General features: G+C 63.2%; 20 protein-coding genes, 1 tRNA gene and 1 riboswitch. Of the genes, 10 read left to right on the top strand and 11 right to left on the bottom strand.

Annotated features, from left to right (window positions below; translation table 11 throughout):
* Nucleotides 1-31: 31 nt before the first annotated feature.
* A complete protein-coding gene (gene katG, locus HCZ87_RS03865) occupies nucleotides 32-2,272 on the bottom strand; it encodes a catalase/peroxidase HPI (RefSeq protein ID WP_167642455.1) in 2,241 nt (746 codons plus the stop codon).
* Between the two features lie 165 nt (nucleotides 2,273-2,437).
* Here katG and HCZ87_RS03860 point away from each other — a divergent pair, with 165 nt between their 5' ends.
* Nucleotides 2,438-3,361: a hydrogen peroxide-inducible genes activator gene (locus HCZ87_RS03860; RefSeq protein WP_167642454.1), complete on the top strand. Its 924-nt coding sequence runs from the start codon at nucleotides 2,438-2,440 to the stop codon at nucleotides 3,359-3,361.
* Between the two features lie 12 nt (nucleotides 3,362-3,373).
* Here HCZ87_RS03860 and HCZ87_RS03855 read toward each other — a convergent pair whose 3' ends face one another.
* Nucleotides 3,374-4,267: a LysR family transcriptional regulator gene (locus HCZ87_RS03855; protein WP_167642453.1), complete on the bottom strand. Its 894-nt coding sequence runs from the start codon at nucleotides 4,265-4,267 to the stop codon at nucleotides 3,374-3,376.
* A 102-nt stretch (nucleotides 4,268-4,369) separates the two neighbouring features.
* On the opposite strand from HCZ87_RS03855, the gene HCZ87_RS03850 reads away from it, so the two are divergent.
* Nucleotides 4,370-5,569, top strand: coding sequence for an acyl-CoA dehydrogenase (locus HCZ87_RS03850; protein ID WP_167642452.1), 1,200 nt, complete (start codon nucleotides 4,370-4,372; stop codon nucleotides 5,567-5,569).
* A 3-nt stretch (nucleotides 5,570-5,572) separates the two neighbouring features.
* Nucleotides 5,573-6,709: a CaiB/BaiF CoA-transferase family protein gene (locus HCZ87_RS03845; protein ID WP_167642451.1), complete on the top strand. Its 1,137-nt coding sequence runs from the start codon at nucleotides 5,573-5,575 to the stop codon at nucleotides 6,707-6,709.
* A gap of 23 nt (nucleotides 6,710-6,732) precedes the next feature.
* On the opposite strand, the gene HCZ87_RS03840 is transcribed toward HCZ87_RS03845, so the two are convergent.
* Nucleotides 6,733-7,761, bottom strand: a complete 1,029-nt coding sequence (locus HCZ87_RS03840; RefSeq protein ID WP_167642450.1) for a LacI family DNA-binding transcriptional regulator — start codon at nucleotides 7,759-7,761, stop codon at nucleotides 6,733-6,735.
* A gap of 124 nt (nucleotides 7,762-7,885) precedes the next feature.
* Between HCZ87_RS03840 and HCZ87_RS03835 the strand changes: the two genes are divergently transcribed.
* Nucleotides 7,886-7,962, top strand: a tRNA-Arg gene (locus HCZ87_RS03835).
* A 155-nt stretch (nucleotides 7,963-8,117) separates the two neighbouring features.
* Entirely contained in the window at nucleotides 8,118-8,549 is a 432-nt protein-coding gene (locus HCZ87_RS03830) for a hypothetical protein (protein WP_254868508.1), read from the top strand.
* A gap of 316 nt (nucleotides 8,550-8,865) precedes the next feature.
* Here HCZ87_RS03830 and HCZ87_RS03825 read toward each other — a convergent pair whose 3' ends face one another.
* Genes HCZ87_RS03825 through HCZ87_RS03810 form a run of 4 tightly spaced genes read right to left on the bottom strand, consistent with a single transcriptional unit; the run spans nucleotide 8,866 to nucleotide 12,110 of the window.
* Nucleotides 8,866-9,276 (bottom strand): pseudoazurin, encoded by a 411-nt coding sequence (locus tag HCZ87_RS03825; protein WP_167642449.1) that lies wholly within the window; start codon nucleotides 9,274-9,276, stop codon nucleotides 8,866-8,868.
* A 10-nt stretch (nucleotides 9,277-9,286) separates the two neighbouring features.
* Entirely contained in the window at nucleotides 9,287-10,048 is a 762-nt protein-coding gene (locus HCZ87_RS03820) for an ABC transporter ATP-binding protein (protein WP_167642448.1), read from the bottom strand.
* The gene (locus tag HCZ87_RS03815) at nucleotides 10,045-11,097 is read right to left on the bottom strand and encodes an iron ABC transporter permease (RefSeq protein WP_254868514.1); all 1,053 of its coding nucleotides are present in this window, start codon (nucleotides 11,095-11,097) and stop codon (nucleotides 10,045-10,047) included. Before HCZ87_RS03815 ends, HCZ87_RS03820 begins: the two co-directional genes overlap by 4 nt.
* A gap of 2 nt (nucleotides 11,098-11,099) precedes the next feature.
* On the bottom strand, nucleotides 11,100-12,110 hold the full coding sequence (locus HCZ87_RS03810) for an ABC transporter substrate-binding protein (RefSeq protein WP_167642446.1): 1,011 nt from the start codon (nucleotides 12,108-12,110) through the stop codon (nucleotides 11,100-11,102).
* 104 nt (nucleotides 12,111-12,214) lie between these two features.
* A riboswitch (cobalamin riboswitch) is annotated at nucleotides 12,215-12,404 on the bottom strand.
* A 313-nt stretch (nucleotides 12,405-12,717) separates the two neighbouring features.
* Between HCZ87_RS03810 and HCZ87_RS03805 the strand changes: the two genes are divergently transcribed.
* From HCZ87_RS03805 to HCZ87_RS03785, 5 genes are read left to right on the top strand one after another with little or no spacing between them, the layout of a single operon-like run.
* Entirely contained in the window at nucleotides 12,718-13,707 is a 990-nt protein-coding gene (locus HCZ87_RS03805; protein WP_167642445.1) for a 3-oxoacyl-ACP synthase III family protein, read from the top strand.
* A gap of 1 nt (nucleotide 13,708) precedes the next feature.
* Nucleotides 13,709-14,695, top strand: a complete 987-nt coding sequence (locus tag HCZ87_RS03800) for an NAD(P)-dependent oxidoreductase (RefSeq protein ID WP_167642444.1) — start codon at nucleotides 13,709-13,711, stop codon at nucleotides 14,693-14,695.
* A complete protein-coding gene (locus HCZ87_RS03795) occupies nucleotides 14,695-15,534 on the top strand; it encodes an MBL fold metallo-hydrolase (protein ID WP_167642443.1) in 840 nt (279 codons plus the stop codon). Before HCZ87_RS03800 ends, HCZ87_RS03795 begins: the two co-directional genes overlap by 1 nt.
* On the top strand, nucleotides 15,531-16,808 hold the full coding sequence (locus HCZ87_RS03790; protein ID WP_167642442.1) for a CoF synthetase: 1,278 nt from the start codon (nucleotides 15,531-15,533) through the stop codon (nucleotides 16,806-16,808). Before HCZ87_RS03795 ends, HCZ87_RS03790 begins: the two co-directional genes overlap by 4 nt.
* Nucleotides 16,805-17,854 carry a sulfotransferase gene (locus tag HCZ87_RS03785; RefSeq protein WP_368484079.1) on the top strand — a complete coding sequence of 350 codons (1,050 nt, stop codon included), beginning with the start codon at nucleotides 16,805-16,807 and terminating at the stop codon, nucleotides 17,852-17,854. Before HCZ87_RS03790 ends, HCZ87_RS03785 begins: the two co-directional genes overlap by 4 nt.
* Before the next feature lie 21 nt (nucleotides 17,855-17,875).
* Here the strand turns inward: HCZ87_RS03785 and HCZ87_RS03780 are convergent, their stop codons facing one another.
* From HCZ87_RS03780 to HCZ87_RS03765, 4 genes are read right to left on the bottom strand one after another with little or no spacing between them, the layout of a single operon-like run.
* Nucleotides 17,876-18,559, bottom strand: a complete 684-nt coding sequence (locus HCZ87_RS03780) for an aspartate/glutamate racemase family protein (RefSeq protein ID WP_167642440.1) — start codon at nucleotides 18,557-18,559, stop codon at nucleotides 17,876-17,878.
* A gap of 6 nt (nucleotides 18,560-18,565) precedes the next feature.
* Nucleotides 18,566-19,288 (bottom strand): ABC transporter ATP-binding protein, encoded by a 723-nt coding sequence (locus HCZ87_RS03775; protein ID WP_167642439.1) that lies wholly within the window; start codon nucleotides 19,286-19,288, stop codon nucleotides 18,566-18,568.
* A 3-nt stretch (nucleotides 19,289-19,291) separates the two neighbouring features.
* Entirely contained in the window at nucleotides 19,292-20,074 is a 783-nt protein-coding gene (locus HCZ87_RS03770) for an ABC transporter ATP-binding protein (RefSeq protein WP_167642438.1), read from the bottom strand.
* Nucleotides 20,071-21,051 carry a branched-chain amino acid ABC transporter permease gene (locus HCZ87_RS03765; RefSeq protein ID WP_175582141.1) on the bottom strand — a complete coding sequence of 327 codons (981 nt, stop codon included), beginning with the start codon at nucleotides 21,049-21,051 and terminating at the stop codon, nucleotides 20,071-20,073. The genes HCZ87_RS03770 and HCZ87_RS03765 overlap by 4 nt, the downstream gene beginning before the upstream one ends.

Below are 21,051 nucleotides of genomic sequence, written 5' to 3'. Positions count from 1 at the left end.
ACGCCTTCTTTGCCTTCAGGATCTGAAAGACTTATTTCAGATCAAAGCGGTCCAGCTCCATGACCTTGACCCAGGCCGCAACGAAGTCATTCACGAACTTCTCGGCGTTGTCATCCTGCGCATAGACCTCGGACAGCGCCCGCAGCTGCGAGTTGGAACCAAAGATCAGATCCGCACGGGTGCCGGTCCATTTGACCGCGCCAGATGCGTCGCGACCCTCGAACAGCTCTTCGCTGTCGTCGGCGGCGGTCCATTTGGTGTTCAGGTCCAGCACATTGACAAAGAAGTCATTGGTCAGCTGGCCCTTGCGGTCGGTGAAGACACCATTTGCGCGGTCGCCATAGGTCGCCCCAATGGCCCGCAGACCACCCACCAGCACGGTCATTTCCGGTGCGGAGAGCGTCAGCAGCTGCGCCTTGTCCACCAGCATCTCCTCGGTGGAGACAGTGAACTTGGCGCTGGCGTAGTTGCGGAACCCGTCGATTTTCGGCTCCAACGGCTCGAAGCTCTCGACGTCGGTTTGCTCGGCGGTAGCATCGCCACGACCCGGCGTGAACGGCACGGTGATGTCAAAGCCCGCGTCCTTGGCGGATTTCTCGACCGCGGCCGAACCTGCCAGCACGATCAGGTCCGCAAGCGAAACCTGTTTGCCACCAGAAGCCGACGCGTTGAACGCCGATTGCACGCCCTCCAGCGCCGCGAGCACCTTGGAGAGTTTCGCAGGCTCGTTGGCTTCCCAGGTGTTCATCGGCGCCAGACGGATGCGCGCGCCATTGGCACCGCCGCGTTTGTCCGAGCCACGGAACGTGGAGGCAGAGGACCACGCTACATAGACCAGATCCTGAACCGAAAGACCGGTGGCCAGAATGTCAGCCTTCAGGGCCGCAACATCCGCATCGTCGATCAAGATATGTTCGACCGCGGGGATCGGATCCTGCCAGATCAGGTCCTCTGCGGGCACGTCCGCACCAAGATAGCAGGCTTTGGGGCCCATATCGCGGTGTGTCAGCTTGAACCAGGCGCGCTTGAAGGCTTCGGCGAACTCTTCCGGGTTTTCGTGGAACCGCTTGGAGATCGGGCCATAGATCGGGTCAAACCGCATCGCCATATCGGCGGTGGTCATCATGATCGGAACCTTCTTGCCGGAGCCGTCCACCTCAGGCGCGTGATCTTCCTCTTTCAGGTCCACCGCGTGCCAGATATGCGCGCCCGCCGGGGATTTGGTCAGTTCCCATTCGTAACCGAACAGGACGTCGAAATAGCCCATATCCCATTGGGTCGGGTTCGGCGTCCATGCGCCCTCGATGCCGGAGGTGATGGTGTCCACGCCCTTGCCAGTGCCATGAGAGGACAGCCAGCCCTGGCCCATTGCCTCGATCGGCGCGGCTTCGGGTTCCGGGCCGACCTTGTCAGCGGGACCGTTGCCATGCGCCTTGCCGAAGGTGTGACCGCCAGCGACCAGCGCCACGGTTTCCTCGTCGTTCATCGCCATGCGGGCGAAAGTCACGCGGATGTCCTTGCCGGAGGCCACCGGATCCGGGTTGCCGTCCGGGCCTTCCGGGTTCACGTAGATCAGACCCATCTGCACGGCGGCCAGCGGGTTTTCCAGCGCGGTTGCACCGCCGTCGCCCTTGTCCAGGTCGCGCTCGCCTGCATAGCGGCTGTGCGGATTGCCAGACCCGGCCAGCCATTCGGTTTCGGCCCCCCAGTAGATGTCTTCCTCGGGCTCCCAGACGTCGGCACGGCCACCGCCAAAACCAAAGGGCTTCAGCCCCATGGATTCGATGGCGCAGTTGCCGGCCAGGATGATCAGGTCAGCCCAGGACAGCGCGTTGCCGTATTTCTTCTTGATCGGCCACAGGAGCATGCGGGCTTTGTCGAGGTTGCCGTTGTCGGGCCAGGAGTTCAGCGGCGCAAAGCGCTGCGTGCCGGTGGAGGCGCCACCGCGACCGTCTGCGGTGCGGTAGGTCCCGGCAGAGTGCCAGGCCATACGGATCATGAAGCCGCCATAGTGACCGTAGTCCGCCGGCCACCAGTCCTGGCTCAGGGTCATCATCGCCATCAGGTCTTTTTTGACCGCGTCCAGATCCAGGCTCTTGAACGCCTCGGCATAGTCAAAATCTTCGCCCAGCGGGTTCTGGCGAGCCTGATGCTGGTGCAGAATCGCGAGGTTCAGCTGATTGGGCCACCAATCGCGGTTGGAGCGACGCCCCTTGCTGGTGTTTGCGCCGGAAAACGGGCAGCCGCCTGCGCCCATATCTTGTCCGTCCATGTCTTCCTCCAGAAATCGTCCGTGGTGGGGACTGTTTGAATGGTTTGAAACGTCTTGCCGCTCGCCGGTGTAACAGCGAATCCCGACCGCTTCCGCTGGTGACGTTAGCAAGGTTTGAGAATTATTCTAAGTTGCATTTTTTGATGATTGCGATAAGAAAAAGCTATGGTCAACATTACATTCAAACAACTCCGCTATTTCGAGGCCCTGACCCGTCACGGCCATTTTGGGCGTGCCGCCGATGCCTGTGCCATTTCCCAGCCTGCGCTGTCGGTGCAGATCAAGGAGCTGGAAGAAAGCCTCGGCATCGTGTTGTTTGAACGTAGTGCGCGGCAGGTGCGGCTGACAGGCTTTGGGCAGGATTTCGCCGAACGCGCCCGCGACATCCTGCGCGCGGTGGATGAGCTTGGCGATCTGGCGCGGCTGGCGCGGGATCGCATGATCAGCCGCTTGCGCATGGGAGTTATTCCCACCATCGCGCCCTATTTGCTGCCGACGCTCATCCATCAGCTGCATAGCGAATATAGCGGCCTTGATGTGCATATCCGCGAAACCCTGACGCAAAAGCTGATTATCGAACTGCTGGACGGCAGGCTGGACGCCGCCATCGTCGCCCTGCCCGTCTCGGAACCGGGGCTGGTGGAGACCGCGCTCTTTGACGAGAAATTCGTGCTGGTGCGCAGCGCGGCGGATGCGCAGGCGCCGGTGCCCTCTCCCGAAGGGCTGCGCGAGATGAAGCTGCTCTTGCTGGAAGAGGGCCATTGTTTTCGCGACCAGGCGGTTTCCTTTTGCAACCTTCGCCCATCAATGCCCCAGGCAGGGCTGGACGGCAGTTCGCTCTCGACGCTGGTGCAGATGGTCGGCGCGGGGATCGGTGTCACGATCATTCCCGAAATGGCGATCCCGGTCGAGACACGCTCCGCCCCGGTGTCGCTGGCGCGCTTTTCCGGCGAAGAGCCCGGGCGCACCATTGGCATGGTCTGGCGCAAGACCAGCCCCCTCGCCCCGCAGCTGCGCGATATCGCCGAGGTGGTCCGCCGCGCCGCCGAAGCGCTTTATGCGCAGCATCGCTACGTCTTGCCCGCCTGATCCGGCCTGCCCTCATGCTGGCATAGACGCCTGACCGGAGACCCAGCTCCGAAAGGCGCGCAGGGGCGCATCCGCATCTTTGTCCTTTGGCCAGGCGAGCCAATAGGCACCCCGGACGGGAACCGCCTCAGTCAGCACCGGCACCAGCCGCCCTTCTGCGATCTCGATCTGTGCCAGATAGTCCGGCAACAGCGCGATCCCCAGACCGGAAATCGCCACCTGTATCATCATCGAAAACTGATCCATCAGCATGCCGCCCGCCGTCGTGATCTCGCCGCCCTGCGCGGCATACCAATCGGCCCAGGCGGTTGTCCGGCTTTCCAGATGCAAGCGGGGCAGCTCCGCCAGATCCTCCAACCGCTCCAGCCGATGCTGCCTGCCATAGTCGGGCGAGACGCAGGCCGTCACCGTTTCATCCAGCAGCTTGAGATGATTGACCCCATCCCAATCGCCCAGCCCAAAGTAGATCGCGGCGTCAAAGGGCTCGTTCGTGAAATCCACATGGCCGATGCGGGTGGACATGTTGATGCCAACCCCGGGATGGGCATTGAAGAATGCTCCCAGCCGCGGCCCCAGCCATCTGGTTGCAAAGGTGGGCAAAACCGCCAGCGACACGGTGCCGCTCTCGGGGTTGGTGACAAGCGACATCGACGCCCGATGCACCATGTCGAGCGCCCGCGCCACGTCCTGCTGATAGCGCAGCGCCGCCGCATTCGGGATCAGCCGTCGCCGCTCACGGGTGAACAAATCCTGCCCCAGCTGCGCCTCCAGCGTCAGGATCAACCGGCTCACGGTGCTTTGGGTCAGGTTCAGCTCTGCCGCCGCAGCCGTCACCGACCGATGCCGCACCACCGCATCCAGTGCCATCAGGAGCTTGATCGAGGGAAGGAAACGTCGCTGTCGCATTCATACATTTTCTACATGATTAAATGCAGAAATACCGCTTTTTATCGGCGATATCCATGCATACAATCGCTGAAATTTCAAAAATCAATGGAGACTGCCGCGATGTCCACATCCTCTCACAAAGGTGTAGCCTATAATTGGGAAGATCCCTTTGCCCTCTCCGCGCAGCTCTCCGACGAGGAGCGCATGATCTCTGACGCGGCCAAGGCCTATGCGCAGGATCGCCTGCTGCCCCGGGTGCGCGACGCTTACCTCAACGAGCAAACCGACCCGGAAATCTTTCGCGAAATGGGCGCGCAGGGGCTCTTGGGTGTGACGGTGCCGGAACAATACGGTGGCGTTGGCGCATCCTATGTGTCCTACGGCCTGGTCGCGCGCGAGGTCGAGCGCGTGGACAGCGGTTATCGTTCGATGATGTCGGTGCAATCCTCGCTGGTGATGTTCCCGATCTACGCCTATGGCTCCGAAGAGCAGAAGATGAAATATCTGCCCAAACTGGCCAGCGGTGAATATATCGGCTGCTTTGGCCTCACCGAACCCGATGCGGGCTCTGACCCGGGCGGCATGAAGACCCGCGCCATCAAGACCGACGGCGGCTATGTGCTGCGCGGCGCGAAAATGTGGATCTCCAACGCCCCGATCGCCGATGTCTTTGTCATCTGGGCCAAATCCGAAGCCCATGGCGGCAAGGTGCGTGGCTTTGTGCTGGAAAAGGGCATGAAGGGCCTCAGCGCGCCGAAAATCGACGGCAAGCTCTCCCTGCGCGCCTCGATCACCGGCGAGATCGTGATGGACGATGTGGAGGTCGGCGAAGATGCGCTGCTGCCCAACGTCGAAGGCATGAGCGGCCCCTTTGGCTGTCTGAACCGCGCGCGCTATGGCATTTCCTGGGGCGTGATGGGCGCCGCCGAGGACTGCCTGCATCGCAGCCGCCAATACGGGCTGGATCGCAAACAGTTCAACCGCCCCCTCGCCGCCACCCAGCTGTATCAGAAAAAACTGGCGGATATGGAAACCGAAATCGCCCTGGGCCTGCAAGCGAGCCTGCGCGTCGGGCGGCTGATGGATGAGGGTCAATTCGCGCCTGAAATGATCTCGCTCATCAAGCGCAACAACTGCGGCAAGGCGCTCGATATCGCGCGTCAATCCCGCGACATGCACGGCGGCAACGGCATCCAGATCGAATACCACGTGATGCGCCATGCGCAGAACCTGGAGACGGTGAACACCTATGAAGGCACCCATGACGTGCACGCGCTGATCCTGGGCCGTGCCATCACCGGCCTTCAGGCCTTCGCCTGATCCATGACGCAGAGCAACGCTCCCCTGCACGGCTTGAAAGTGATCGAGCTGGCACGCATTCTGGCCGGTCCCTGGATCGGTCAGACGCTGGCCGATCTCGGTGCCGAGGTGATCAAGGTCGAAGCCCCGGAGGGCGACGACACCCGCCGCTGGGGGCCGCCCTTTATCGAGCGCCCCCTGCCGGAGGGCGGCACCGAAACCGTTGCCGCCTATTTTCACGCCGCCAATCGGGGCAAATCCTCGGTCACCTGCGATTTCAGCAACCCCGAAGATCTGGCCCGCCTCAAGGAGCTGATCGCCGGGGCCGATGTGCTGGTCGAAAACTTCAAGGTCGGCGGCCTGGCGAAATTCGGTCTTGATTACGAGAGTCTCTCTGAGCTCAACCCGCGTCTGGTCTATGCCTCGGTCACCGGCTTTGGTCAGGACGGCCCCCGCGCCAGCCAGCCCGGCTATGATTTCCTGATTCAGGGCATGTGCGGCATCATGGATCTTACCGGCGCGCCGGAGGGCGAGCCGCAAAAGGTTGGCGTCGCCTGGATCGACATCTTTACCGGCCTCTATGGCGTGATCGGCATCCAGACCGCATTGGCCGAACGTGCGCGCTCGGGCCTGGGTCAGCATGTGGATCTGTCGCTTCTGGATTGTGGCGTCGGGGTGCTGGCGAACCAGGCCAGCAATTTCCTGCTCGGCGGCCTAGAGCCAACCCGGCTTGGCAACAGCCACCCCAACATCGTGCCCTATCAGGTTTTTCCCACCTCCGACGGCCATTTGATCATCGCCTGCGGCAACGACCGGCAATTCGCCGCGCTGGTGCAGGTGCTGGGGCTCGACGGGCTGGAGCAGGATCCGGCTTTTGCCACCAACCCCGCGCGAGTGGAGAACCGGGTCGATCTTTGCGACAGGATCGCTGACAAGACCTCCCGCTGGAGCAAAGCGGCGCTCATCGCGGCACTGGACACAGCCAAAGTGCCCGGAGGTCCGATCAATTCGGTCGCCGAAGCCTTGAACGAACCCCAGATCACCGCGCGCGGTCTGCGCATCGCCCCCGAAGGCATCGAAGGGCTGCGCACGCCCATTCGGTTTTCCCGCAGCGAAATGGCGCTGGATCAGGCGGCCCCTGCCCTTGGCAAACGGATCTAAGCTCAGGGTCTGGGGCTAACGCCCTAGACCCGCCGCTTCAGCGTATCGCCATAGGTGATCGTCGGAGTCAGCGTGACGTGCTTTTCCGCCACCGCATCCGGGTCTTCCAGCTGCGCCGCGATAATCTGGGCGGCCTTCATGCCGATTTCGGTACGGCAGGCATCCATCGTCGCCAATTGCCGCGGCAGGCCCGCCAAAAGCTCGACCCCGTTAAAGCCGGCCAAGCCAATCTGGCCGGGCACCTCAATACCCTGATCCAGCAGATAGAGCAGCCCGCCCGCACCGATCATATCGTTGGAATAATACAGGAAATCCAGATCCGGCGAGCGTTCCAGCATCGCCTGCGTCATCTCGCGCCCCTTGGCCAGCGCAGAACCACCGGAGTAGAATTCGCGATCCTCGATCTCCACCCCTTCTTTGGCCAGCGCCTCGGTGAAGCCTTCAAACCGTTTGCGCGCACGATGGTCGAGCGGCATCTTGGTGCCCATAAAGCCGATATGGCTGTATCCCGCTTTCAGGATCGCCTTCGCCATCTCCCGCCCGGCGCGGCGATGCGAAATCCCCACCATCGCGTCCACGGGATTGCCATCGGTATCCATGATTTCCACCACCGGAATCCCCGAGGCCGCCAGCATCGCCCGCGCCGCATCGGTATGCTCCAGCCCTGCGATGATCACCCCGGATGGCCGCCAGGAGAGCATCTCATAAAGGACCTTTTCCTCTTTTTCCGGCTGATAGTCCGTCACCCCGACCACCGGCTGCAATTCGGTGTTCTCCAGCACGCGGTTGATCCCGGTCAGCACCTCGGGAAAGACCATGTTTGACAGCGACGGAATGATGACCGCCACCAGGTTGACCCGCTTGGAGGCCAGGGCGCCCGCGATCTTGTTTGGCACATAGCCAAGCGCTTTGGCCGCTTCGAGCACCTTTTGGCGGGTTTTTTCCGAAACATCCCCCCGGTTGCGCAAGACACGGCTGACAGTCATCTCGGATACGCCGGTGGCGTCGGAAACATCGCGCAGCGTCAACGGACGCTTGTTGTCATTGGTCACGTGCTTGGCCTCTTTAACTTTGTCCAGTAGAGGTTAGCCAGTCTCGCATAGGGACACAATGACCCATGCACGGATCAAGCCGCGCTTGTGGTCAGGGTGCCGATTTGCTATCGCCACTACGCGTGGCCCCGTGGCTCAACTGGATAGAGCAGCCCCCTCCTAAGGGGCAGGTTGCAGGTTCGAATCCTGCCGGGGTCACCAAAACCACCTGAAAAATATGGTTTATTTACAGGGCATTGCGCAGAAGCGTGCAGAAATCCCCGCGAGCTTTCGCGCGAAATTCGCCTGAAACGGGTGAAGTCTCGTACAAAACCTGTACAAAATTCGCACGTCTGCGCGCCTTTCGGGACGGTCCGATGAGCTGGCGGGTGGCGAACGCGTGCGCCGAACGGAAGTTCGGCAGTGCCACGCGCAAGCAGATCATCATGTTCCTGGCGGACAAGGCCTCGGACGATGGTTCGGGCATCTGGTGTTCCAAGGGAACAATCCAACGGCACACCGAGCTCGGCGAGACCACGGTCAAGCGGACGATCCGGGAGTTCCTGAAGGAAGGTATTCTGGTCGAGACCGGCGCGCGGGGCTACAAGAACGGTTTCACCGTCGTTTACCGGATCGATCTGGCCAAGGTTCAGGCGCTGGAACTGACCGCCGAGCCCGATATCGAGACGGGGGCCACGGTGGCCGGGGTACCGGGGCCACAGCGGCCCCCACGGGACCTTACGAGGGGCGGCAAGCCTCCCCTTCGAACCCCACCGGCGCGGGAAAAGCCCGCGCAAAGGAGCTGCTGACGGAGACCTTCGTCTTCCGTTGCACGGCGGCTGAGAAAGCCGAACTGCGCGCCAAGGCTGAGGCCGCAGGCCTGCCCGCCGCAACGCTCTTGCGCGAGGCGCTTGAACGGCACCTACGATCCGCTGGAAGCCACCGCACGCTTTCACCACAAGCTGGTCTGGGTCCACCCAGCAACGGGCTGGGTAACGCGCATCGGCGCAATGTCGCGACACCGCAGGGCAGCCAGTCAACACGTTCCGCCCATCGGACGCGTCATCAGGCCCGTTGCAGGAAAATTCCGCTCCCCGCTCAAACGCCTGTTGCTGGGGGACATCCTCATTGAGCCAGCAATATTGCCATCCGCTCCCGCGCGCGACGCGGCAGCGCCTCTGGGAGCGGCACGGAGGGATCGACCTCGCCGACATCAATGATCATCACCATCCCCATGGCATAATGCGGAGAACATTTGACACCATAGCGCCCCTCGACATCGAAGGTCACCGCGATTTCCTCGTCGATTTTGCCGATGAACCGCGCGGCGCCCTCTGGCAGCATCTCGGGAATGGAGGCCGCGTTATGCCCGCCCTGAACAGGCAGAAAGCGAACCGTGTCACCGGGCGCGATCTCCAGATAGCCGGGTTCATAAACCATCGCACCGGTTTCGCCGCGGGTGAGCATGTTCACCTCATGGGTTTCAGCCAGCCCGACAACAGGCAGCAGGGTCAGAAGACAAGCAAACAGGCGCATGAGCAATCCTTTACAAAGCATGTGAAAAATGAAGCCGCGGCGTGCCATCCGGCGCCGCGTGACGGGTTGCGGCAACGCCAAAAACCTCGGCCAAGAGGGCCTCGTTCAGCACCTCGTGCGGCGGGCCTGCGGCCACAAGCCGTCCCCCCCGCATCACCCCGACCCGGTCGCAAACGGCGGCCTGGTTCAGATCGTGCAATGCAACGATGCGCGTGATCGGCAGCTCCCGCACCACCGCCATCAGGGAAAGCTGGTGGCGGATGTCGAGGTGATTGGTCGGCTCATCCAGAAGCAGCAGCTCTGGGTCCTGGGCAAGGGCGCGGGCGATGTGGACGCGCTGGCGCTCGCCGCCTGAAAGCGTGTGCCAAAGGCGGTCGGCGAAACCGGTCATCTCTACCGTGGCAAGCGCGCGCTCGACGGCGGCGCCATCCGCCTGCCCCCACCCCCGCAACGGCGAGAGATAGGGCGTGCGGCCCAGTTCCACCGCTTGGCGAACCGTCAGACGCTCCGTGGTGTCGGCCTGCTGCGCGACCAGCGCAATCCGGCGGGCGCGTTGCCGGGCAGGCATCCGCGCAAGGTCGCTGTCATCTGCAAGAACGCGACCCGCGGCAGGACGTTGCAGCCCGGCAAGGCAGCGCATCAGGGTGGACTTGCCCGACCCGTTGGGTCCAACGAGGCCAAAGAGTTCGCCGCTCTCGATAGCGAGGGAAATAGCCTTCAAGAGCGGGGTGCGGTGGATCTTTGCCGACAGCTGCTGCACTTCGATCCTCATGTCCGCGCCCCCCGCACAAGGATCAGCGCGAAGGCCGGCGCGCCCACAAGGGCGGTCACCACCCCGATGGGCAGAACCTGACCCGGCACGATAATGCGGCTGATCACGTCAGCGGCGACCAGGAACACCGCGCCCGCCAGCGCTGAGGCCGGCACCAGGCGGTCGTGACGGGTGCCCACCAAAAAGCGCATGGCATGGGGCACCACAAGCCCGACAAAGCCGATGGCACCGACCTTGGACACCAGCACTCCGACCATGACTGCGGTTGCGGTAATCAGGCTGCCGCGCAGCACCCGAACGTTGATACCCAGCGAGGCTGCGCCGTCCGCGCCAAAGGTGAAGGCATCGAGCCCGCGCCGGTGCCACAGGCAGAGCGCCACGCCCATCAGGGAAACCGCCACGCAGGGGCCCACGTCGTCCCATCGGATGCCCGAGAGGTTGCCCATGAGCCAGAACATGATGCTGCGGGCCTGCTCGGCATTGGCCGAACGGGCAATGGTGAAGGCAGTGAGCGCGTTGAACATCTGCGAGCCGGCGATCCCGGCGAGGATGATCGCGGCGGCGGACTGGGCCGCGCGTCCGCCGCCTGCGCCGCCGCTCACCGCATGGGCGAGAAGCACAACGCAGCCGAAGGCGAGCAGCGCCCCGCTCAGGGCGCCGAGCGACATGGAGACCGCGCCGCCTCCCACGCCCGCGACGGTCACAAGAACCGCGCCGGTCGAGGCGCCCGCCGAGAGGCCCATCAGATAGGGATCTGCCAGCGGATTGCGCAGCAGCGCTTGCAGAACGACGCCGGTCAGCGCCAGCCCCGCGCCACAGCAGGCCGCCACGATGGCGCGCGGCAGGCGATAGCTCCAGATGATCCCGGCATCAATGCCATCCACCGCATAGCCCGCACCCCAAAGGTGGTTCGCCAGCGTCTGCAGCACCGTCTCAAACGGCAGCCGGGTCTCGCCAATGGCGGTCCCGGCCAGGATCGTCAGCCCCAGAAGGCAAGGCGCCAGCCAGATGCTGCGCCTTGCCTCAATGCGGGTGGGCACGGCCACCATGGTCATTTGAAAGACATCTCCGCGAGCGCCTCGGACAGGGTTTGCAGCCCATAGATCGACCGCATCGTCGCGCTCATTGCATGGGCGTCCATCTGCACGATCCGTCCTTCGCGCACGGCGGTCATCTGACTGGTGACGGGGTCGCTGCGCAGGAATTCGAGCTTTTTCTCCACATCATCCGCCGGAAAACGGCGGCGGTCCATATAGGCGATGACGAGAATATCAGGATCGGCGCGGGCGATGCTTTCCCATCCGACCGTCGGCCATTCTTCATCGGACTGGATGACGTTCTCGATCCCCAGCTTTGACATCATGTAACCTGGCGCGCCGAGCCGCCCGGCGACATAGGGGTCGATTTCAAGATCGGCAGAGGAGAACCAGAACAGCGCCGAGAGATCTTCCGGCAGATCCAGGCTTTCGGCCCGGGTGATCGCCGCGCTCTCGGTGGCTTGCAGCTTTGCAACCAGGGCCTCGCCCGCGGCGCTCACGTCGAAAATCTCCGCCAGCTCCCGGATGCCCTTATAGACCGAGCCCGTCTCGAAGGCACCGATGCGGGTTCCGTCACCGCCGGTGGAGTTGTCCTTGGTGTCACAATCGGCGGGCAGGATATAGGTCGGGATGCCCAGATCGCCGAACATCTCCCGCGTGCCGACGATGCCGTTTTCGCCGACGTGCCATTCATATTGCACCGCAACCAGCCCGGGGCGCTTGGCGACCACGCTTTCAAAGCTGGGGTCATTGTCGGCCAGACGCTCGATCCCCGCGTTGATTTCGGCGTATTCCGGCAGAACCGGGTTGAACCAGACGGCGGTGCCCGAGACCTTGGGCGCAAGGCCAAGGGAATAGAGGATCTCTGTCGCGGATTGGCCGATGGTCACGGCGCTGTCCGGCGCGGCGTCAAAACTGACCTCGACGCCGCAGTTCATCAGTGTCAGGGGGTAGTCCGTGTCCTGCGCATGCAGGGGCAGTGTCGCACCGGCCAGCAGCGCGGCCGTCAAAATACTCAGTCTCATCCAATCCATCCCGTCAGATAATAGGACCATCAGGGACAAGACGCGAAACGGAGGGCGGCGAAATGGCCGCATCAGGTTTCCCGCCGCGGCACACCCCGTCCGGTCGTGGTTTCACTCTTGTCGGCAGGTCTCCTGACTGACGGGTCGTCACACCTCTCGCCTTCCCGGGGTATCCCAGTGGCATGCAGAGAGGCACTCGCCGCCTACAGTTGCGGGGGCAGTTCCGTTTTCTGGCCAAGGCCAGAACGGATTCCCTTTTCATTCCCGAAGGAAACCGACAGCGCGATCAGTTGCACAATTATGGCACCACCACAAGAGATCAAGAGCCGGGATTTCGTCCATGAGTTGCAAGCCAGCGGCCTGCCGCCAACCACGCGGGCCATGCCCCGCGCCGCCAGGATCAGATCGTCAATCGTCTGCATCATGCGGTCGGCATCGCTGGTCGCCAGCCATTGATGAAAGATGCCGACAATGCTCGTATAGATGAAATGCGCGACCACCCCGACTTGACAGGGCATTTTCCCAAGACCGATAACGGTCCAACATTTTGAGGGGGCCAGCCATGATCCGCATCGGCGGGGTGGCGCACTCCCATAGGATATCGTTCATGCGGATTAAGATCGCAGGCACGGGGCGGGCCCTGCCCCATACCTGCCGCACGACAGCAGAGTATGAGGACGCACTTGGCCTGCCCTGTGGGCAACTCTCCGCAGCGGTCGGCGTGGCGCAGCGCTATGTCTGCGAGGAAGAGAGCCAGATTGATCTCGCGGTGGCGGCAGCCGAGGCTGCCCTGCGCGATGCGGGGCTGGCGGCCAGCGACATTGATCTGGTTCTGGCGGGATGCGCGGTTCCCTATCAGCCGATCCCGGCCACAGCGCCATTGGTCATGTCGCGGCTTGGCATTGCGGATGGCATGGCGCAGGCTTTTGACGTCAACAGCACCTGCCTCAGCTTCCTCACGGCCTTTGGCACGGCGGCGCGTATGATTACCTGCGGCGAGGTTCAGAGGGCGCTGGTGTTCTCCTCCGAGGTCGCCTCGCGCGCCTTGCCCTGGCAGCAGGACCCGGAGGTGGCAGCGCTGTTTGGCGATGGCGCGGCGGCGGCGGTCGTTACCGGTTCAGCCGAGGCTGGCGGCACGCTGAAAGCCACATTGATGCGCAGCTATCCGTCGCTTTATGACGCCTGCGCGCTGGCCGCCGGTGGCACAAGGTTCGACTTCGCCCGCGATCCTGAGCGTTTTGCCCGGCACGCGCTGTTTCAGATGGAGGGCAAGCCGCTGTTCCGCCTCGCAGCGCAGAAATTCGGCGGCTTCGTGACAGATTTGCTCGACCGCGCGGGCTGGACCCGCGACGAGGTCAGCCTGGTGGTGCCGCATCAGGCCAGCCCGGCGGCTTTGGCGCATATGATCCGCCAGACGGGGTTTGATCCGAGCATCGTGATGGATATCACCCGCGACTATGGCAACCAGATCGCCGCCTCGATCCCCTTTGTGCTGGATATGGCGCGCCGGGAGGGGCGCATTCACGCGGGCGACAAGCTCTTGTTCCTGGGCACATCTGCGGGCGTGTCCTTTGGCGGCATGGCGCTGGAATACTGACGTGGCGGGGCGCGTTCTGGTCACCGGCGCGACCGGGTTTCTGGGGGCAGAGGTCCTGCGTCTGCTGCGCGCGCGGGATCTGCCGGTGGTGGCGCAGGGGCGCGACCCTGAAAAATGCGCAGATCTGGCCGCAGAGGGCCACCCGGTTCTGCGCTGGGATCTGGCCACACCCCTGCCGGAGCAGGTCCCGGCGGAACTGGCCGAAGTCACATCAGTGCTGCATTGCGCGGCCCTGTCTGCGCCCTTTGGTCCGCGCGCGGATTTCGAGCGGGCCAATGTCACGGGCACGCGCAATCTCCTCCGATTTGCCCGCAGCCAGGGCGTGCAGCGATTTGTGCTGATCTCAAGCCCCTCGGTCTATTTCGCGATGCAGGACCAGCTGGGGGTGAGCGAAGACATGCCGCTGCCCCGCCCCTTCAATCCCTATGCCGCCAGCAAACGCGCCGCAGAGCAACTGGTGCTCGCGCATGCCGATCTGGGCCCCGTTGTGCTGCGCCCGCGTGGGATCTATGGCGCCGGGGACAGCGCCCTTTTGCCCCGTCTGCTGGCCGCTGCGCGCAGCAGGCCCCTGCCCCTGTTGCGAGGGGGGCAGGCGCGCATTGACCTGACCCATGTGAGCGATGCCGCGGGCGCGGCACTTGCGGCCCTTCTGGCGGATCAATCGGCAGAGGGCGAAATCTTCAATATTTCCGGCGGCGAGGTGCTGCCGGTGACCGAAATCGCCGGGCAAGCCTGCACACGGGCGGGCGTCGCACTGAGGTGGCGCAGCCTGCCGTTACGCCCGCTGATGGCCATGGCCGCGCTGGCGGAGGGCATCGCCCGATACAGCCCGGGCCAGCCTGAACCCTTGGTCACACGCTATGGGCTGGCGCTATTTGCCTATGCACAAAGCCTGAATATCGACAAGGCTCGGCGCGTCCTGGGCTGGTCACCCCAGGTCCGCTTTGCCGAGGGGCTGGACATGACCTTTGCCAAGGGCGCCCCGTGATGCAGCCGCTTTTTGCCAATAGCGCTTGGGTCGCCGCGCCCGAGGCCCTGCTCTTAAAGGGCGGGGGCTGGCGCCGGATCCGCTTGCGGGTTCGTTATGGGCTGGTCAGACATCCGGTGATTGGGCCGGTGCTGATTGATACCGGCTACACCGCGCATTCCCTTGCGGCCCCCGGTCGCAGCCTGCCCCTTCGCGCCTATGGCCAGCTTCTGCGCCCCCAAATGAACGCCGCCGAACAGCCAGAGGTCTTTCTGGCCCGCCACGGGCTTGGGCCTGCGGATATCGCTTGCGTGATCCTCACCCATTTCCACGCCGATCATGTCTCCGGTCTGCGGCTGTTTCCCAAGGCCAGGTTTATTGCCAGCGCCGCCGCGTGGCGTGGGATCAAGCAAAACCGAGCCTGGGCAAACCTGCGTCACGGCGTATTTCCCGAACTGCTTCCGGCGGATTTTGAGGCCCGGCTGTCTCCTCTGGAGCAGATGCCTGCGGCGAAAGCTGCCGCTCTGCCTGTCGGCTTTTCCGAGGCCGGGGATCTCTTTGGCGATGGCAGCGTGTTGGCGGTGGCGCTGCCCGGTCACGCCGCCGGGCAGTTTGGCCTCTATTTCCCGCAGCTCGACCCGCCGCTGCTCTACGCGGTTGATGCCCAATGGCTGTTGGCAGCACTTATCCCGGGTCGCTCTCCGGGGGGGGCCGCGGGGTGGATTGCGGATGATCCGACGGCACTCGGCAGCACCGCTGCGGCCTTGCGCAGGTTTCAGGCGGCGGGCGGTGAACTGATGCTCTGCCATGACCCTGCCGCCACCCGCTATGACCTGCCTTCCAGCGAGGCCGGGGCATGAGGGCCGCATTGGAGACTGCCTCGGCCTTTGTGACCGCCACGCGCATGGCCCGTCCGGGGTTGAGCCGCGCAGCGTTTGACCACTGGCAGCACCGCATGCTCCGGCGCTGGCTGGCGCGCGACGTTAGAGGTGTCCGCGCCTATCAGGGCGGGGCAACCGAGCTGCAAGACCTGCCGATCCGCGACAAGGCCACACTGATGGCGGATTTCGCTGCATACAACCGTGCCGGGATCTCTGCCGATCAGGCCTGGCAGGCCATCGGCGACACCTGCCGCATCGGGGATTTCACCGTCGGCGCCAGCACCGGCACCAGCGGCAATCGCGGGGTGTTCGTGATTTCCGAGCCCGAGCGCTACCGCTGGCTTGGCACCGTGCTGGCCAAGACCATGGGCGGCTTGTGGGGCCGTCGCCAGCGGGTCGCGATCATCCTGCCACAGGACACCCGGCTTTATGACAGCGCGCGCAGCCTGCCGCTGATGCAGCTGCGGTTCTTTGATCTGCGCAGCGGGCCGGAGAACTGGCGCACAGAGCTGGAGGCCTTCGATCCCAGCGTCCTTATCGCACCGCCAAAGCTCCTGCGCCATGTCGCGCAACAGCAGTTCCGGCTGCGCCCGCAGCGTATCTTTTCAGCGGCAGAAACGCTGGACCCGATGGACCGGTCAGTGATCGAAACCTGTTTCGGGCAAGCGCTGGAACAGATCTACATGGCGACCGAAGGGCTGCTGGCGGTGACCTGCCGACAGGGCGGACTGCATCTGGCGGAGGAGTCGATGTTCTTTGAATTTGAGCCAGCTGGCAACGGACTGGTCAATCCGGTGATCAGCAGTTTCCGGCGACAGACGCAGATCCTCGCGCGATATCGGATGAACGACCTGTTGCGCCTGGCAGAGCGGCCCTGCGCTTGCGGCTCGCCGCTGCGTCTGGTCGAGGAGGTCGTCGGCCGCGTGGATGATTGTTTTCACCTGACCGGCGCGGCGGGGCCGGTGTTCCTGACGCCAGATGTGCTGCGCAATGCAATTCTGGACAGCGACCGGCGGATCACGGATTTCCGGCTGATCCAGGTTGCTGTCGATGAGATCGAGCTCCGGCTGACGACCGACCTGCCTGACGAGGCCGCACAAGCCGCCGCGACCGCTGTTGATCAGCTCCTTGCCTGCCGTCAGGCCACGTGCCGGATCACCCAGAAAAGGGCAACGCTCACCTTTGATCCGAGTCGCAAACTGCGCCGTGTCGAGTGCCGCCTTGGCCCGGATATGCGGTGGGCGGCACGATGATGCGGGGGGCGTTTCTTCTCAGCGCGTCGCGCAGTGGTTCGACCATGCTTTCGCAGATCCTGCGGATGCATCCCGAGGTGTTGAGCCTGTCTGAACTGCTCACCATGCAGGCGTCGCGGGCCTTGCTGCCGGGGCATATCAGCGGTGCCGCGTTCTGGCGGCAGCTCTCCCGCCCGACGCCGCTGCTGCGGCAGCTGGCCAATCCGAGCGTCGCCCCGGAGGAGTTCCTTTATCACCGGGTTGCGCGTCGCCGGTTTGATCCCGACAATTGCCCGCCCCTGCTGGCGGTGACGCTGCCGCATCTCTTTGATGACCCGGACCCGGTCTTTGATCAGCTCGCGCCGATGATCTGCGCCGCGCCCAGGCAGAGGCGGGCGGACCATTATCGGCACCTGTTCCACTGTCTTGCCCAAGACAGCAATGCGAGCCTCTGGATCGAACGCTCCGGCGGCTCCCTGTTGGCGGCCCCTACGCTGAACGCGCTGTTTCCCGAGGCCAAAAAGGTTCTGCTGCTGCGCGATGGGCGGGATACAGCGTTGTCGATGCAGAATTACAAACCAGCGCGATTTGTGATCTGGATGTGGAAACAGGCCCGCCGCGCCGGTGTTGATGTACTCTCTGCCGACGCGCATCTGGGGCGCTCCCGTCGGATCTGGCTGGCGGAGCTGCTGGGCGCGCGCTTGCTGCCCATGCGCCGGATTATGGCGCAGCCGCCCTCGTTGCAGGATTGTGCGGCATTCTGGTCCGCCATCACCCTGGCCGGGCTACGTGGATTGGCACAAACCCCGCCGGAGCAGCTGCATGTTTTGCGCTACGAAGACATCATTGAGCAGCCGCGCCCACGACTTGCGGGGTTGGCAGACTTTCTGCAGATCTCGCAGGATGCAGCATGGCTTGATGCTGCCAGCCCGATCCCGCAGCCGCGCGCCCCTCGGCACCGAGCGCTGCCAGAGCAGGATCGCGAGGCGCTTGATCTCTGGACAGCGGAGGCGCGGCAGGCCGTCGCCCGCTTTCCTGCACTGGCCGCTGCACCGGCGGAACGATGACCGCACCGCCGGAGGTTCTGACTAAAGGCTTGAATATGCACCGATCTTGGAGGTCTTGAGCTTGGTATTTACCAAGGCTTCGGCAAAGGTGACCCCGGCGGCGACCCCATCAATGACGGGCAGGCCGAACTCGGCGCTGAGGTCAGCCATGAGGTCGGCCATGCCCGCACATCCCAGCACGATGGCTTCGGCGTAGTCCTGGTCGATGGCCTCGCGAATTTCCGAGCGGATCTTGTACATGGTGGCCGGGTCGCCTTCTTCCAGCTTCAGCACCGGAATTTCCGTTGCCCGCACCCTGGCGCATTTCTGGGCAAGCCCATAGCGCGTCAGGTTGTCCTCAAGCCCCGGCACGGATCGGGACAGGGTCGTGATCACGCTGAACTTGTTGGCGACCATGCTGGCGGCGTGATAGGCGGCCTCGCCGATGCCCAGAACCGGCACCGACACCAAAGTGCGCACCGCGTTGAGGCCGGTATCGTCAAAACAGGCGATGACGATCGCATCGACGTCGGGGTGGCGTGCGACCTCTTCCAGCAACCCCGGCACACAGGTCGCAACATCGAGATAGCCCTGAATGCTTGCGGGACCGTTTTGCGAATTGGTGGCTATGATCTCCGTGTCCGGGCGGGCAACGGCCCGGGCCGCTGCCCCGATCTTGTCGGTCATGGAGCTGGTGGTGTTGGGGTTGATAACCAGAATTTTCATTATTGTTTACACCTCTGCGCCAAGATAGGCGGCCTTGATCCGATCATCATGCAGGAGCTCCTTCGAGTTCCCCTCGATCACCACATTCCCGGTGGCCATGGCATAGGCGCGATGCGAAATGCTGAGCGCCATGCGCGAGTTCTGCTCGACCAGCAGCACAGAGACCCCTTCGTCGCGGTTGATCGCCACGATCGAGCGGGCAATGTCCTGCACCAGCTTGGGCGCAATGCCGAGGCTGGGCTCGTCCAGCAAGAGCAGCTTGGGCTTGGCCATCAGGGCGCGCCCGATCACCATCATTTGCTGTTCGCCGCCCGAGAGCGTGCCCGCTGCCTGGCTGTAACGTTCCTTGAGGCGGGGAAAGCGGGTCAGGATGCTGTCCAGCGTGGCCTGAATTTCGGCCTTGTCGCTGCGGGTGAAGGCCCCCATCATCAGGTTGTCCTTCACCGACATATAGGGAAACACCCGCCGCCCTTCCGGCACCATGGCGATGCCCCGTTTGACGATGGCCGACGGATCAGTGCCATCGACACGCGCGCCCTCGAATGTCACGGATCCGCGCGCTGGCTTTGCCAGCCCGGTGATGGCGCGCAGGATCGAGGATTTGCCCGCGCCATTGGCGCCGATCAGGGCGACGGTCTCGCCCTGATTGACCTGTAGCGACACGCCTTTCAGCGCGTAGACGTGATCGTAGTACAGTTCGACATCTTTGAAATCCAACATGGCTGTCATGGCTTACATCCCGATCTCGTCGTCCGCGCTGCCCAGATAGGCCTCGATGACGTTTTCATTGTTCTGGATTTCAGACGGTGTGCCCTCGGCGATCTTTTCGCCAAAGTTCAGAACCACAATCCGGTCAGAGATGCTCATCACCGCCGGCATGTCATGTTCGACCAGCATGATGGTCACGCCGCGCTCATCCCGCACTGAGCGCACCAGATTGACCATATTCATGGTCTCGTCATGGTTCATGCCGGCAAAGGGTTCGTCCAGCAGCAGCACCTTGGGCGCGGTGGCCAAGCCGATGGCGATGCCAAGCGCCCGCAGATTGCCCTGCGGCAGATTGCTCGCCAGCTCGTTGGCGATCTCGGACATGCCGAGGAACTCCAGCAGCTCGTCGGCGTATTTGCCAAAGGCAGCCACATCATCCTGCGCGGTTCTGGAGCCCCAGAAATACCCGGCAAGCGAGGCCTTGGCGCGCAGGTGCTGGGCGACCACGACGCTTTCGCGCACGGTCATGCTCTTGAAGATCGTGGTCTCCTGAAAGGTGCGCACCACGCCCTTGCGGGCCACGATATGCGGTTTCAAATTGGAAATCCGCTCGCCGCGATAGAGCACCTCGCCGGAGGTGGTGGGCGTGAACGAGGAAATCATCTTGAACAGGGTCGATTTACCAGCGCCATTCGGGCCGATGACCGAGAGGATCTCGTGTTCGCCCACATCAAAGCTGATGTCGTTGTTTGCCGTCAGGCCACCGTATTTCTTGGTGACATTCTTGACCTGGATGAGGCTGCTCATGATTTATCCCCCTTGCTGAAACGGATGCTGAGCAAGCCATTGGGCAGAAAGCGAATGATCAGGATCAGGAGGGTTGAGTAGATCAGCATCTGGTACTTGCCGAATTCAAACAGCAGGTCCCAGCCGAAGTAGAGCACAAGCGTGCCGAGCATCGGACCAAAGACATAACCCAGCCCGCCAAGGAAGCAGTTCAGCATGAAGTTCACCGAATCCGCGACCTGAAAACTGGAGGGGTAGACCGACTGCGCGATGGAGCCGAACATCGCACCGCCAAGACCGCCAAAGAAGCTGGAAATCGCAAAGATCACGATGCGGATATAGGCGATGTTCACGCCGATGGAGCTGGCCAGCTCTTCGTTCTGCTGCATCGAGCGGCAAAGGTGACCCAGCCGCGAATTGACCAGCCGGTAGAGCGCCGCATAGGTCACCACCATCAGAATGCAGGCGGTCAGATAAAAGGCCAGCTTGGTATTTTCCATGCTGCCGAAATCGGGAATGAGCGGAATGCCGAACAGCGACAGCCCCGAGGGCAGCGGGATGTTCGAGATCCCCTTGGCGCCATTGGTGATCGGCAGGGCCAGCGCGGTCAGCGTTACCACCTGCGTCAGAACCAGCGTGATCATGGCAAAATAGACCCCGCGCAGCCGCAGGATCGGCAGGCCGATCAGCACCGCAACAAGGGCGGCAAACAGGCCCGCGGCGGGCAGCGACAGCCAGAAAGACCAGCCCGCCTTGACGACCAGGATGGCCGAAACATAGGCGCCGATCAGGGCAAATGCGCCCTGACCGATGTTGATCCGGCCGATGTAGAAGGTCAGCCAGACGCCCGCGCTTGCAATTGCCAGCAGCGCGACGGAGGTCAGCGTGAAGTAGAAATCCCAGCGTCCCGTTGCGCCAATCAGCAGCGGCACGCCGACAAAGATCGCAAAGAGAAAGACGCCAAGGCCCATCATCTGTTTTGAAGAAAAACCCATCAT

This window comes from Phaeobacter sp. HF9A (assembly GCF_011806385.1).
Taxonomy (GTDB): domain Bacteria; phylum Pseudomonadota; class Alphaproteobacteria; order Rhodobacterales; family Rhodobacteraceae; genus Epibacterium.
The sequence above is the reverse complement of the archived record's forward strand: the minus strand, read 5'-3'. Positions and strand labels throughout refer to the sequence as shown.

Bases quoted from the DNA above. Each gene is read 5' to 3' on its own strand.
- katG (WP_167642455.1), bottom strand. From the start codon at position 2,272: ATGGACGGACAAGATATGGGCGCAGGCGGCTGCCCGTTTTCCGGCGCA.
- HCZ87_RS03860 (WP_167642454.1), top strand. From the start codon at position 2,438: ATGGTCAACATTACATTCAAACAACTCCGCTATTTCGAGGCCCTGACC.
- HCZ87_RS03855 (WP_167642453.1), bottom strand. From the start codon at position 4,267: ATGCGACAGCGACGTTTCCTTCCCTCGATCAAGCTCCTGATGGCACTG.
- HCZ87_RS03850 (WP_167642452.1), top strand. From the start codon at position 4,370: ATGTCCACATCCTCTCACAAAGGTGTAGCCTATAATTGGGAAGATCCC.
- HCZ87_RS03845 (WP_167642451.1), top strand. From the start codon at position 5,573: ATGACGCAGAGCAACGCTCCCCTGCACGGCTTGAAAGTGATCGAGCTG.
- HCZ87_RS03830 (WP_254868508.1), top strand. From the start codon at position 8,118: ATGAGCTGGCGGGTGGCGAACGCGTGCGCCGAACGGAAGTTCGGCAGT.
- HCZ87_RS03825 (WP_167642449.1), bottom strand. From the start codon at position 9,276: ATGCGCCTGTTTGCTTGTCTTCTGACCCTGCTGCCTGTTGTCGGGCTG.
- HCZ87_RS03820 (WP_167642448.1), bottom strand. From the start codon at position 10,048: ATGAGGATCGAAGTGCAGCAGCTGTCGGCAAAGATCCACCGCACCCCG.
- HCZ87_RS03815 (WP_254868514.1), bottom strand. From the start codon at position 11,097: ATGGTGGCCGTGCCCACCCGCATTGAGGCAAGGCGCAGCATCTGGCTG.
- HCZ87_RS03810 (WP_167642446.1), bottom strand. From the start codon at position 12,110: ATGAGACTGAGTATTTTGACGGCCGCGCTGCTGGCCGGTGCGACACTG.
- HCZ87_RS03805 (WP_167642445.1), top strand. From the start codon at position 12,718: ATGCGGATTAAGATCGCAGGCACGGGGCGGGCCCTGCCCCATACCTGC.
- HCZ87_RS03795 (WP_167642443.1), top strand. From the start codon at position 14,695: ATGCAGCCGCTTTTTGCCAATAGCGCTTGGGTCGCCGCGCCCGAGGCC.
- HCZ87_RS03790 (WP_167642442.1), top strand. From the start codon at position 15,531: ATGAGGGCCGCATTGGAGACTGCCTCGGCCTTTGTGACCGCCACGCGC.
- HCZ87_RS03785 (WP_368484079.1), top strand. From the start codon at position 16,805: ATGATGCGGGGGGCGTTTCTTCTCAGCGCGTCGCGCAGTGGTTCGACC.
- HCZ87_RS03780 (WP_167642440.1), bottom strand. From the start codon at position 18,559: ATGAAAATTCTGGTTATCAACCCCAACACCACCAGCTCCATGACCGAC.
- HCZ87_RS03775 (WP_167642439.1), bottom strand. From the start codon at position 19,288: ATGACAGCCATGTTGGATTTCAAAGATGTCGAACTGTACTACGATCAC.
- HCZ87_RS03770 (WP_167642438.1), bottom strand. From the start codon at position 20,074: ATGAGCAGCCTCATCCAGGTCAAGAATGTCACCAAGAAATACGGTGGC.
- HCZ87_RS03765 (WP_175582141.1), bottom strand. From the start codon at position 21,051: ATGATGGGTTTTTCTTCAAAACAGATGATGGGCCTTGGCGTCTTTCTC.